The 13,218-nt window shown below is 60.1% G+C and carries 11 protein-coding genes; 9 read left to right on the top strand and 2 right to left on the bottom strand.

All coding sequences use genetic code 11. The features are described 5' to 3' along the window. The first annotated feature begins 2 nt into the window (after window positions 1-2). The 6 genes from solA (at window position 3) to RI444_RS09110 (ending at window position 6,678) form a co-directional block, all read left to right on the top strand. Window positions 3-1,139, top strand: a complete 1,137-nt coding sequence (solA, locus tag RI444_RS09135) for an N-methyl-L-tryptophan oxidase (RefSeq protein WP_207604653.1) — start codon at window positions 3-5, stop codon at window positions 1,137-1,139. A gap of 79 nt (window positions 1,140-1,218) precedes the next feature. Next, a complete protein-coding gene (locus RI444_RS09130; protein WP_144648872.1) occupies window positions 1,219-2,472 on the top strand; it encodes an aspartate aminotransferase family protein in 1,254 nt (417 codons plus the stop codon). Between the two features lie 25 nt (window positions 2,473-2,497). Then, on the top strand, window positions 2,498-3,952 hold the full coding sequence (locus RI444_RS09125) for an NAD-dependent succinate-semialdehyde dehydrogenase (protein WP_207604652.1): 1,455 nt from the start codon (window positions 2,498-2,500) through the stop codon (window positions 3,950-3,952). 38 nt (window positions 3,953-3,990) lie between these two features. Further along, complete coding sequence (locus RI444_RS09120; RefSeq protein ID WP_207604651.1) at window positions 3,991-4,683, top strand: GntR family transcriptional regulator; 693 nt, start codon at window positions 3,991-3,993, stop codon at window positions 4,681-4,683. A 331-nt stretch (window positions 4,684-5,014) separates the two neighbouring features. Then, window positions 5,015-5,941 (top strand): ABC transporter substrate-binding protein, encoded by a 927-nt coding sequence (locus RI444_RS09115; protein WP_179012856.1) that lies wholly within the window; start codon window positions 5,015-5,017, stop codon window positions 5,939-5,941. A gap of 62 nt (window positions 5,942-6,003) precedes the next feature. Further along, complete coding sequence (locus tag RI444_RS09110) at window positions 6,004-6,678, top strand: GntR family transcriptional regulator (RefSeq protein ID WP_179012855.1); 675 nt, start codon at window positions 6,004-6,006, stop codon at window positions 6,676-6,678. A gap of 98 nt (window positions 6,679-6,776) precedes the next feature. Here the strand turns inward: RI444_RS09110 and RI444_RS09105 are convergent, their stop codons facing one another. Then, window positions 6,777-7,451, bottom strand: a complete 675-nt coding sequence (locus RI444_RS09105) for a haloacid dehalogenase type II (protein ID WP_179012854.1) — start codon at window positions 7,449-7,451, stop codon at window positions 6,777-6,779. A 243-nt stretch (window positions 7,452-7,694) separates the two neighbouring features. On the opposite strand from RI444_RS09105, the gene RI444_RS09100 reads away from it, so the two are divergent. Together RI444_RS09100 and RI444_RS09095 are read left to right on the top strand one after the other, a co-directional pair. Next, window positions 7,695-8,753, top strand: coding sequence for a phosphotransferase (locus tag RI444_RS09100; RefSeq protein ID WP_207604650.1), 1,059 nt, complete (start codon window positions 7,695-7,697; stop codon window positions 8,751-8,753). A gap of 31 nt (window positions 8,754-8,784) precedes the next feature. Further along, entirely contained in the window at window positions 8,785-10,146 is a 1,362-nt protein-coding gene (locus tag RI444_RS09095) for an aspartate aminotransferase family protein (RefSeq protein ID WP_179012852.1), read from the top strand. A 95-nt stretch (window positions 10,147-10,241) separates the two neighbouring features. Here RI444_RS09095 and RI444_RS09090 read toward each other — a convergent pair whose 3' ends face one another. Further along, window positions 10,242-10,595 carry a cupin domain-containing protein gene (locus tag RI444_RS09090; RefSeq protein ID WP_179012851.1) on the bottom strand — a complete coding sequence of 118 codons (354 nt, stop codon included), beginning with the start codon at window positions 10,593-10,595 and terminating at the stop codon, window positions 10,242-10,244. Between the two features lie 442 nt (window positions 10,596-11,037). Here RI444_RS09090 and RI444_RS09085 point away from each other — a divergent pair, with 442 nt between their 5' ends. Next, window positions 11,038-13,209, top strand: coding sequence for an amylo-alpha-1,6-glucosidase (locus RI444_RS09085; RefSeq protein WP_179012850.1), 2,172 nt, complete (start codon window positions 11,038-11,040; stop codon window positions 13,207-13,209). Window positions 13,210-13,218: the final 9 nt, after the last annotated feature.

Here is a 13,218-nt window from a genome sequence, read left to right as displayed (position 1 = left end):
CCATGACAGATGGAAAACTCGCCGTCATCGGCCTGGGCAGCATCGGCAGTATGGCCCTCTGGCAGGCCTCCCGACTGACGGACTCCGTTACCGGATTTGAAGCGAAGCATCCCGCCCACGGACGCAGCGCCGTCGGCGGTGATACGCGTCTGTTCCGCATGATCTACAAGGGGCATCCGGGCTACTACCCCATCATGCAGCGCTCCAAGGAACTTTGGGCTGAACTTGAGGCCGAAACCGGCCAGGACATCCTCACACGCTGCGGAGGGCTCTCCATCGGAGCAGCCCAAGGGGCGTACCTTGCCAGCGTACTCGAAACGACCGGGATAACGGGAGCAGAGCATCATCTGTTGTCCCACCGGGAGTTGGCCGAACGCTACCCGCAGCACAATCTGCGGTCCGACGACGTCGCCGTCTTCGACCCGAATTCCGGCGCCCTACGAACCGATCGGGCCGTCACCGCCGCCATTGCCGCAGCCCGGGCCAATGGCGCAACGGTCCACACCAAAACGGCAATTGACAGCATCACCGAAACGGAGGACGGCGTCGTCATCACAGCCGGTGGGGAGTCCTGGACATTTGAGCAGGTTATTGTCGCCTCGGGGGGATGGTCCCGGCAACTGCTGCCGGTGTACGCAAAGGAACACGTCGAAACCCGACGGGTTTTCCTTTCCTGGTTCGTAGCCCGGGAACCCAAGGAGTTCGCGCCCGAACGTTTCCCCGTTTTCAGCCGCATCTACGAAGACCGTTCCATGTATGGCGCGCCGGCCGTGGATGGTGCCACCGTCAAGGCCACCCTTGACGGGCGCGGCAGGCCGGCCCTGGACCCCGCAGCCATAAACCGGGAACTGTCCGAAGAAGAAATCGCCGAAACCATGGAAACCGTCGCCGAGTTCTTCCCCGGCCTGGTGCCCACAATCGTTCGCTCGGATGCCTTCCCCGACCTCTTCACCAGCGACCGGAACCCGCTTCTGGGATACGTGGGAGACACCGGCAGGGTCTATGCCGCTACAGGCTTCTCTGGCGCTGGTTTCAAAATGGCCTCGGGTTATGGCGAGATAGCGGCTGCTGAGGCACTCGGCAAACAGATCTTCAACGGCTTGGAGTTCGTCCGACCCCAGCGTTTCAGCCCCCGCTGAACAAACCCCGCGAAGCAATAGGCTGTGACATGCATCGCCTATTGTTGACAATCTACAGTTACTAAGAAAGTATGACGACATGGCAACTCTCAGTCCCATTTTGAAGCAGGCGACCCCCGTGGTGGTCGACTATGCGGCGGGCAGCTGGATTCACGCTACTGATGGCAAGAAGTATCTCGACTTCACCACCGGAATTGGTGTCACCAGCACCGGTCACTGCCACCCGGACGTGGTCGCCGCAGCCCGCGAGCAAGTGGGCAAGATCGTGCACGCCCAATACACCACCGTGATGCACAAGCCCCTCCTGGAACTCACCGAACTCCTTGGCGATGTCCTGCCGGAAGGGCTGGACAGCGTCTTCTACGCCACGTCCGGCTCCGAAGCCGTGGAAGCCTCCATTCGCTTGGCGCGCATGGCCACGGGCCGCCCGAACATCATCTCCTTTCAGGGCGGCTTCCACGGCCGGACTGTAGCTGCGGCATCGCTGACCACAGCCGGAACCAAGTTCCGCTCGGGGTTCTCCCCACTGATGAGCGGCGTCCATATAGCCCCGTTCCCCCACTGGTACCGGCACGGCTGGGACGAGGCAACCGCCGTCGACTTCGCACTGAAGGAACTTGACTACCTGCTGATGACCATCAGCAACCCCAGCGACACGGCCGGGTTCATCATTGAACCTGTGCTTGGTGACGGCGGTTACATCCCCACCCCGCCGGCTTTCCTTCAGGGCCTCCGGGAAAGGGCCGACCGCCACGGCATTGTGCTCATCATCGATGAGGTGCAGGCCGGTGTCGGCCGCACCGGCAGGTTCTGGGGACATGACTGGGCCGGAATCCGCCCCGACGTCGTCATTACGGCCAAGGGCCTGGCAAGCGGCTTCCCTATTTCGGCCATTGCCGCGTCATCCGAACTCATGGGCAAGGCCTGGCCTGGATCCCAGGGTGGCACCTACGGAGGAAACGCAGTCGCAGCTGCAGCCGGGGTGGCAACCCTGGACGTCATCCGGCGCGAGAACCTCGTGGAAAACGCCCTGCTCCGAGGCAACGAGCTGCGGGCGGGGCTGGATAAGCTGCAGACCGAGTTCGCCGTCATCGGCAACGTCCGAGGGCGCGGCCTGATGCAGGGCATCGAGTTCACCGCCCCGGACAATACACCCGACGCAGCCACTGCACTTGCCGTGCAGCAGGCGGCCGTCGCCGAGGAGCTCCTGCTTCTTACCTGCGGTCCCCACGGCAACGTCATCCGGGTCATACCGGCACTCAATGTCACCGCTGACGAAATCCAGACCGGCCTCGCCAGGTTTACCCAGGCGATCAAAACTGCCACGTCCTGACCACCTGCTCACTGAAAGAATTAGCATGAACTCCTCCTTTGATCCCAGCAGCTTGCGAACAGACCTGTTCATTGACGGGACGTGGCAAAAGGCTGCCTCCGGCGCCACGTTTGCGGTGGAGAACCCAGCCACCAACGAGGTCATTGCCCACGTTGCCGACGGAGGCCCGGAAGACGCCGCCCGTGCTATCGAAGCGGCCGGACGGGCCCAGGCAGAGTGGGCCAGGTCCACCCCGCGTGAGCGTGCTGACATCCTGCGCCGGGCGTTCGAACTGGTCATCGCCAACACCGAAAGGCTTGCGGCGATCATGACTGCCGAGATGGGCAAACCCTTGGCCGAAGCCCGCGGCGAGGTGGCCTACGGCGCCGACATGCTCCGCTGGTTCTCCGAAGAAGCCGTACGCGTCGGCGGAGACGCCACCGGCTCCGTGGACGGCAACACCCGGATACTGGTCACGAAGGAACCCGTTGGCCCTTCGGTCCTGGTCACGCCTTGGAACTTCCCTTTGGCGATGGGCGCCCGGAAGATCGCCCCGGCCGTTGCAGCCGGCTGCACTATGGTCTTCAAACCGGCAGAGCTGACACCCCTGACCTCCCTGGCGCTGGTGGAACTGTTCAAGGAGGCAGGCCTGCCCGACGGCGTACTCAACGTCGTGACCACATCGTCCGCTTCCGTCGTGGTCAGGACCTGGACGGACAGCGGCCTCGCGCGGAAGATCAGCTTCACCGGCTCCACGGAAGTGGGCAAAGTACTGCTGCGGCAGGCGGCAGATAATGTGATGCGCTCCTCCATGGAACTGGGTGGAAACGCACCTTTCATTGTCCTGGCCGATGCTGACATCGAGAAAGCGGTGGAAGGGGCCATGAAAGCCAAGATGCGGAACATGGGTGAGGCGTGCACCGCCGCGAACCGGTTCTTCGTCCACCGCTCCGTCCTGACCGAGTTCAGCGAAAAGTTCGCCAAGAAGATGTCTGAACTTCGCGTCGGAAACGGTGCACTGGACGGGACCGACGTGGGACCGCTCATCGAGCAAAAGGGCTTGGACAAAGTACAAAGCCTCGTCGATGATGCCGTGTCAAAGGGCGCGCGCGTCCTCACCGGCGGCGGACGCCCGGAGGGGCAGGGGTACTTCTACTCCCCCACCGTGTTGGTGGACGTTCCGGGCAACGCGCAATTGATGAGCACCGAAATCTTCGGCCCCGTCGCCGCGATCACAGCCTTCGACAGTGAAGAAGAGGTCCTGCAGCAGGCCAACGACACCGAGTGGGGTTTGGTTGGCTACGTCTTCACCGAAAGCATGGATAAAGCCTTGAAGTTTTCCGCCGGTATGGAAGTCGGCATGGTAGGAATCAACACCGGGCTTGTCTCCAACCCCGCGGCTCCCTTCGGCGGAGTCAAGCAGTCCGGCCTCGGACGCGAAGGTGGAAAGGTGGGCATCGATGAATTCCTGGAGTACAAGTACACGGCCATAGCGGTCTAGTAGATTCGATGTGTCACAGAACGAGATGAGGGGATGTCATGGCGGCACCGGAGACGATGTTCGTATTGGAGGGCCGGCCTACTGCACAGTTGATCGCCGATCAATTAAGGGAGCTGATAGTCCAGGGAGCGTTCAGCCCGGGACAACAGGTCAATGAATCTGCGCTGGCCAGCCAGCTCAGCACCTCCCGGGGCCCTCTTCGGGAGGCCTTGCAGCGGTTGTGCCAGGAAGGAATTCTGGTCAGCAAACGGAACCGCGGGGTGTTCGTTGCCGAACTTTCCGAAGACGACATCCGCGAAATCTATGCGGTGAGGGAAGCTGTTGAGCTGGCTGCCGCCACTACGCTTCTTGACTCGGGACAAGACAAAATTTCCGACACCTGCCGTGTGCTTAAAGGAATCATCAAGAACATGGCAAAGCAGGTTGCCGCTTCCGACTGGCAGGCGCTGGCCCGGCTGGACATGGAATTCCACACTGCCTTTGTCTCCGGCACGGGGAACACGCGGCTCATCAGGATCTACCAGACCCTGGCAGCGGAGACGCGGATGTGCATCCTCAGCCTGGAAGTTGCCTACCCCCGCATAGACGCGCTCGTCCAGGAGCACCAATTGATCCTCGACCATCTGGAAGCTGCGGATCGCCAAGGCCTGCAACGGGCTATTAAGCGGCACATGCAGAAAGCCGTGGACGACCTCACGTCCAAACCTGAGGTAACGGAAATTACCGCTTAGAAGCCGCCTCGCAGGGTCTAAGGAGCTGGCGGACTAAGTAGAACATTTGTTAGGGGCCTCTGCCCGGTTATAGACCGGGCAGAGGCCCTTTTCACACTTAAGAATTAAGTAGAACTGTTGAACTGTTGACAATTACCCTTCGTCAGCGCTTGAATAAATCAGGACGAGAGCTGCCTCACATAGGGCAGCCGTTCAAAAGCGGGCTTCACCTGGCATGCCTCGACGACGCGGTATGGAAATGCACCTGACAAACCCACCTCAGGCGGCACGGTAAGCACCCTGAAAACCCATCACAGGCGGCATTGCCCCTGATCCCACGAAGGGAAGCACCATGAAGGTCATCACTAAATTCCAAGCGGCCGCCGCCGGACTTTCGCTCCTGCTCGCGTTGACCGCTTGCGGCGGCACAGCCACCGGGACACAAGCCACAGACATCCCCAAGACACAGAACACCCGAGACATCTCAGAGGGCGTCCAGCTCGATGAAGCGGCCGTGGCCCTGTTGCCCCAGGCGGTGAAGGACAAAGGTGAACTCACTGTTGCCATGGATTTGAGCTCCCCGCCAATGACATTCCTTGCCGAAGACAACAGCACCCCTATCGGCGTGAATCCCGACCTTGCCCGTTTGGTAGCCAAGAAGCTGGGGCTAAAACTGAGGTTCGAAAACACAGCCTTCGACACCATCATCCCCGGCATTGATGGTGGTCGCTACGACTTCACCGCAACCACAATGTCTGCCACCGCGGAACGCCTCAAAGTTTTGGACATGATCAATTACCTCAAAGGCGGGTCGGCCATCGCTGTCCCCAAGGGCAACCCGCAGAACTTGAGCAACGACGCCCTCTGCGGCAAAAGCATCGGCGTAACAAAGGGCTCAACGCAGCAGCTCAAGCACCTCCCCAACGTCTCCAAGTGGACTTGCGAAGAGAAGGGGAAACCTGCAATCAACGCGGTCACACTGCCCAATGTCCAGGAAGCCTTGACCCAGCTGGACTCCAAGCGCATTGACGGTGTCTTCTACGACGCCAGCGGGCTGGCTTGGGCACAGGTCCAGCAACCGGACCACTTCGTCGTGCTTGAGCCGAGGATGGACACCCGCACAGACACAAACGTCGCTATGGGGCTGAAGAAGGGATCACCGTTGACGCCGGCCTTCCAGAAGGCCATACAGTCCATGCTGGAATCGCCTCAATATAAAGAGTCCCTTGAGTACTGGGGGCTCGGCGACTCTGCGATTACTGAGGCAGCCATACGCTGACCCGCCATGACATCCACGTTGATCTACAGTCCTACAGTTGATACCCACTGTACGATGTAGCCATGATTGAGCAGATCAAAATTGTCCATTCATCCACGGTGCAACAGGTCGCAGACGGCCTTACCGCGATGATACTCAGCGGAGGGCTGAAGCCCGGAGAACGCTTGAGGGAGAGTCTGCTCGCCGAGAAACTGGGTCTTTCCAGAAATACTGTCCGCGAGGCCGTCCGCATTGTTCAAGCGGGCGGCCTCATTCGGCATCGCGCCAACCTGGGTTCAATCGTGTGGGATCCCACGGACGCCGAGATCATGGACGTCTACAACGCGAGGTACCACCTCGAAACCACTGCAGCCCGGAGTATTACCGAAACCACATCGATGGATGATGTACATGCCGCTATGGAAGAATTCCGCGAAGTCCTGAAAACCGGAGACCCCTTCAAGATCGTTGAGAAGGATCTGGCGGTCCATAGCGCGATCGTGGGACTCCTCGGAAGCCAAAAGTTGAACACCTTCTACCAGCAACTGGTGACCGAGCTGAGGTACTTCATGTTTGTGCTCTCCGTTGAGAATCACGAATACGAGGATCCCGATTCATTGGAAGCCGAACACCAAAACATCATTGACGCCCTGGACTCCCGCGATCCTGTCCTGGCCGAGAAGGTCATCTCGGACACGATCATCCAGTACCGCGAATCCATTCGTCAGGTTGTTGCCCAGCGACACTCCGCCGGCTAGGGTGCATCGCCCCGGGAGGTAGGCAGCGAAATGCCCGGTCGGGAAAATCCCGACCGGGCATTTTGGGCTTCAAGGGCAAGATCTCCCTTGGTGGTGCCCTACAGACCGAGGTGCTTGTTGACCTCGTCGAGGGATTTGACGGTGTTGTAGTCGTAGCCACCGGTAATGGGGTCGTAGCCGCGGTCCAGCACCCAAAGGTTGCGGAAGCCCATGTCATGCATCGGGTGCATGTCATAACGGGTGTGGGAGGCGATGTGGAGGAAGTCTTCAGGCTTGGCGTTCAAGGTGTCGAGCATGTATTCGAAGGCCTGGTAGCGCGGCTTGTAGGCCTGCGCCTGTTCCGCGGTCAGTACTGCGTGGAATTCGGCGCCGAGCTTAGGGATGCTGATATCCAGGAAGCTGTCATCTGCGTTGGAGAGAGCCACCAGCTTGTAGTTGTCGCCCATCAGCTTCAACGGAGCCGGCACGTCATCATGGGCGCCGAAGCCGCGCACAGCTTCGGCCAACTCGGTTCCGGCGCCGGGCGTAGGTCCAATACCGAAGTATTTGCATACCCTGTCGAAAGAATCCTGGAGGATCTGCTCATAGGGCTTGTAGTCACCGAGGACTTCGTCGAACCGGTAACCGCGGAACACCTTCTTGAATGCAGGCCATTGCTCTTCGGGCAGGCGTCCGGCAAGAAGGCGGCGGGTGGTGCTGTCCGTATCCCAGTTGATGAGTGTGCCGTAAATGTCGAAAGAGATGTACTTCGGCCGTGAATTGCTGTCTGCCATGAGACTTCCGTTCTTGGTAGTGTTTTGGGCCGCTGGCGCGCAGGGCTCATAGATCAAACTGCCGGCGCTTTAGGACTCCGCGGTTTGTCCGCCCACGCCGTTGCATCGATGGTAGGTACCATTTTTGCAGATTGTCAACAGTTCTACAGTTGACCCGTGACCGATTCATGATTTAGTCTTTTTAGAACTGTTGAACAGTAGAACAGTTGGCCCAATCCACTTCCAACGTCAGGAGCTCCGCATATGGAACCACGTACCGATTCTGCTTTCGTCGATGCTGTGGCGTCCGAGAGCGGCCTCTCTGCAGCGCTCCCCCAGCTGGCGTACCCAGCGGTCCTGGAGTTGCTCCACAGGCACTACGGACTAAAGGGCGCCCTTGTACGCATCCCCACTGAGAAGGACGAGACTTTTCGCCTACAGACTGAAACGGAAACCTACTTGGTAAAGGTGTCATCGCCGGACGAAAACCCGGAAATAGTTCAATTCCAGACTGCTTGCATGGCGCACTTGGAACGGGTCGCTCCGGAACTTCCGGTCCAGCGCATCGTGCCTGACGTCAACGGTGACCTGCAAGTACTCCTCGAGACCCCCGATGGCTCCTCCGATCGTGTACTGAGAGTTATGCGCTTCATGCCCGGCGATCTGTTGGCGACCTGCACCCCTACTGCTGGCGACCTGCACTCGGTGGGCTCACGACTTGCCGATCTGGGCTTCGCCTTGCAGACCTTTGACCACCTCCGAGCTGACCGGCTGCTTCTTTGGGACCTGAAGCATTTCCACAGGATGCGCCCCTTGCTTGAATACGTCGAGGACAAACAGAAACGCGCCCTAGCCGAGCAAATTTTCGATCAGTTCGATGCCAGGGTTGTGCCATTCCTGGACAGCTTCGCCACGCAAGTCATCCACGGCGATTTCAGCCCCTTCAATGTGCTCGTCGACCCGCTGCATCCCGGATACGTGACGGGCATCATCGACTTCGGTGACGCTGTGCGGACCCCTGTGATCTTTGATGTCAGCGTCACCATGGCAAATCTCCTCGGGACGGATGTGGACAGCCCCTGGGAACCCGCTCTGCACGTCTTGGACGGCTTCCTCAGTGTCCGCCCGCTTTCGACGCGGGAACTGGACGCCCTTCCTGTTGCCGCCAAAGCGCGGCTCCTGCTGCGAGCACTGATTACGCAGTGGCGGGCCAGCCAGTTACCCCAACGGCGTGAGTACCTTCTCTCCCATTCAAAGCCGGACTGGGAGCGCCTTGCCTTAACCGCTGCAGCCCCGGAGCCCATACTTCGCACCAAGCCCTGAACCCCGCAACCCCGGCAACCAAGGAGAATCAATGACCACCCCATCCAAGACCCTTCGTAAACCATCCCAATCCATGGTCAACGGTTTTGATCCAAGCCGCCTCAATGAACTTCCCGAACCGTTGCAGAAGAACATTCGACGCCGCGACCAAAGCCTGGGTCCCGGCTACCGGCTCTTTTACGACGAACCACTGGAAATCGTGCGTGGAAAAGGGGTGACGTTGTTCGACCGGGACGGTAACGAATACCTCGATGTCTACAACAACGTCCCTTCCGTTGGCCACTCCCACCCGCGGGTCATTGAAGCCGTGCACCAGCAGATGCAGACCCTGAATACCAATACCCGCTACGTCCAGGAGCCCATCCTGGAGTACTCCGAACAGCTCCTTGCCACATTCCCTGCCGAACTTGGCCACGTCATGTTCACCTGCACGGGATCCGAAGCCAACGATTTGGCAATGCGGGTGGCAAAGTACGTGACCGGCAGTCAGGGCATCATTGTCACGGCCGGCGCCTACCACGGTTTGACCGCGGAAGTGTCATCATTCTCGCCGTCTTTGGGCGTCGGTGTTCCCCTGGGCCCAAACGTGCGGGTCATTGATGCGCCGGACGCCCTGCGCTACTCGTCCGACACCGTCTCCCTGGAGGATCACCTGCGCGAGCAGGTGCGGGCCGCCATCGCGGATCTCCACCGGCACGGCGTTGGCGTAGCAGCTTTCATCGCGGACAGCATCTTTTCTTCCGACGGTGTTTTTTCCGGCCCGACCGGTTTTCTCCGCCCCGTAGTTGAGGAAGTCCACGCAGCGGGCGGGTTGTACATAGCCGATGAAGTGCAGCCCGGTTTTGGCCGTACCGGTGAAGAATGGTGGGGCTTCCAACGCCACGGAATCGTCCCGGACATCGTCACCATCGGTAAACCCATGGGTAACGGCATCCCGGTAGCGGCAGCGATTTTCAAGCCCGAACTCCTTGTGGACTTCGGTAAGAACATCCGCTACTTCAACACCTTCGGCGGGAACTCTGTAGCCATCGCCGCGGCCCAAGCAGTCCTGGACGTTATCCGCGAGGAATCACTCATTCCCAACGCCCTTGAGGTTGGCAACAAGATTGTCTCTGAACTCAAGGTCCTCTCGCAGGACTTGGAACAAGTCGCAGAGGTTCGTGGAAGCGGCCTGTTCATCGGAGTCGACCTTGTCACTGACCGGTCCACGCTCTCCCCCAACGGGATTGCAGCAACGGAGATCGTGAATTCCCTGAGACGGGATCGCATCCTCATCTCCGCGTGCGGCGCCCAAGGGAACGTCCTGAAACTCCGCCCGCCGATGCCGTTCTCCAGCAACGACGCCGATCGGCTGCTGGAAGGTATGGCGAAGGCTTTCACGACTCTGAGATAGACCTCAGGCGATGGGGACCCCGCCCAGCTGCATTCCCAAGGGATATCAACAAACGGCCCGGCTCTCCAAGGAGCCGGGCCGTTTGTTTGGCATCGCTAGGCGGGAAGATCCGCCACCACCCACATCTTGCGAAGAGTCTCGTGAATGGTCCACGTACCGGTCCACCCAGCCGGTGTCACAAACAGCGACCCCGGGCCCACTTCGAAACTCGTGCCGTCTTCCTCTGTGATGGTGGCCGTGCCACTCAGAATCTGGCAAATCTCGTCATAGCCTGGCCGGGTGCTGGTTGATACCCCCGGCGTCGCCTCCCAGATTCCAGTCTTAAGGCCCTCGCGAGCCCAGAGCCGCAGCGAGACTTCGGTCTGTCCGGGCGTAATCGAAGTGGGCTTGGGAGTGTGTTCTCCCGGGTTGACGGTGTTTGCGTTGCTCATGACGGTGGCCTTGACCATGCCGCTCCTTCCGGGCGCTCTGCCCTAATAAACCGTGCCCGCCGTCGTTGGAAAGGCACTGTCCCATCCTAGCAATTGTCAACAATTGACGATAGTCTTAAGCATGGCTTTCTTCGATTCACCCAGCGCCCACAACCGGCGAATCGCGCTTTGGACTTCGCTGGAACCGGGCGACAAAGTACTACTCCGCATGCACGGCTTTGTTCATCATCGAGGCACCGTAGATGACCGCACTGAGGACGGATCCACCATTTGGGTTGTGGACCGGATTGGGGACCGGCGGTTGTTTCACATCGAGGATGAGTATGAGCTTGACCTGGCACCCGCGTCTGGTCCCTTCCGGCGCTAGCCGAGTGATTCCTGCAGGAGTAGCGTCTGGTTGAAACACCAGCCGCCGCGGACGTCTCCTGATGTTTGCAGCGCTCTCCAGGAGGTAAGGCCAATGGCGGGATGGAACGCTGACACTGCAGCGGGACCCCTAGGCGCCGGAACCGTCACCTTGGTTGAAGGTACGTCGTTCTGTATTTCCCTTCCCAACGGCGACATTCAGGCAGACCATCCGCACGGTCTCTTCTTTCAAGACACTCGGGTCCTCTCTGACTGGCGACTCACCGTAAATGGGCAACGTTTGGAGCCGCTCACTGCGCAGGTCCAAGAGCCCCACCGGGCTGTCTTCGCCGCCAGGGTTACCCGCGCGGAAGGATATGCAGACAGTCCCCTCGTGGTGGAGCGCATCCGTGAGCTCGGTTTTGGCATCGTGGAGCACATCACGGTGCACAACCACTCAACCGAGCCCCTGGAATGCCGGGTAATGGTTGAGGCCTCCGCCGACTTCGCTGACGTTTTTGAGGTCAAGGAGGCCCGCGTTCAGAGGCAATGGACAGAGCGACGGCATGTTCAGGCAACAGGACTCAGCATCAATGCCGTGTGGCAGGAAGTCCGGAAGTCCGTCGTCGTAAGTTCCGAGGCCGCCACGGCGGTGTCGGAAGGCTTGCAATTCTCCATCACCATCCCGGCAAGAGGGCATTGGGGCGCCACTCTGGCGGTGAGACCGGAGGAGATCAGTCCGCTCGAGGAGCCTGCCTTGGAACAGGGCGGCCTGTCCCCCAGCGACCGGCGCCGGCAGGAATGGGTGGCGAGAATCCCGGTCCTTCAGATGGGCAACCATGGCATCGAACGGACGTTGCGACGCAGTTATGACGACCTCGGCGCTCTCCGCATTGAAGACCCCGCTCACCCGGAACGAGTGGTGGTGGCCGCCGGTGCACCGTGGTTCATGACTCTCTTCGGCAGGGACTCATTGTGGGCTTCGGAAATGGCGATGCCGGTCGATCCCTCCCTCGCCCTGGGCACGCTCAAGACACTCGCCGACCGTCAGGGAACCCGCGTTGATCCTGTCACGGAGGAAGAACCCGGAAAGATTCTCCACGAAGTCCGGCTCGACGTTTCCAGCAACCTGGCGCTTGGTGGAAGATCCACGTATTACGGGAGCATCGACGCAACCCCGTTGTTCGTTGTGGTGCTGGGAACGGTCAGCCGTTGGGGATTCGCCAAAGAGACTATTGCCGAACTCCTGCCGCACGCCGACAGGGCCCTCGAGTGGATCCGTGATTACGGAGACAGGGACGGGGACGGCTTCGTTGAGTACCAGCGCCTGAATCCGGAAGGGCTGATCAACCAAGGGTGGAAGGACTCATGGGATGGCATCAATTTCGCGGATGGATCCCTGGCCGAGCCGCCAATCGCGCTCTGTGAAGTTCAGGCTTATGTCTACGACGCATATATGGCGCGGGCCTGGATGGCGTACGACGCCGGCGACTCACCTTTGGCAGCGGATCTTGCCCAGCGCGCAGCGGACCTGAAAGCCAGGTTCAACGAGCAGTTTTGGATGCCCGACCGTGGTTACTACGCTGTTGCGCTGGATGGCAAAAAGCGTCAGGTGGACGCATGCGCATCCAACATGGGCCACTGCCTTTGGGTTGGCCTGGTGGACGCTGACAAGGCGCCGAAAGTTGTTGAACGTCTGATGTCGCCCGAGATGTTCAGCGGCTGGGGCGTTCGAACCCTGGCGACAGACATGGGTGCCTACAATCCCGCCAGCTACCACAACGGCTCTGTATGGCCCCACGACAACGCCGTGATCGCTGCCGGGTTGATGCGGTATGGCTTCATCGACGAAGCTCAGCGCATCGCTACAGCCTTATTTGACGCAGCCGACTACTCCGGCGGACGCCTTCCTGAACTTTTCTGCGGCTTCAGCCGGGACAAATACGGTGAACCGGTTCCATACCCGACCGCGTGCTCGCCGCAGGCCTGGGCCGCAACCACTCCCATCCAGCTGATCACGAGCCTCATGCGCTACGACGCACACGTTTCGCGCGGTGGTTTCTGGATGGACCCTCATCTACCGCTTTCCTTCGGCGACTTGCACATTTCAAATGCCCCCATGGCCGGGGGACGAATGACGATCGACATTGCAGGCTCCGTACCCGACGTGAGGGGACTGCCAGAAGGAATGGTGTTCCACCAGGGGCACCGTCCTTGGCTGGCCGAGCTCGTGGAAGAGGCGTCACGCAGTGAAAGCAGCGGAGTGAATGGCCGAAAACATCCCTAGGAAGCCTGG

The organism is Paenarthrobacter sp. AT5 (assembly GCF_032764245.1).
GTDB classification, from domain to species: domain Bacteria; phylum Actinomycetota; class Actinomycetes; order Actinomycetales; family Micrococcaceae; genus Arthrobacter; species Arthrobacter ureafaciens.
This window is presented reverse-complemented; position numbering and strand designations above follow the sequence as displayed.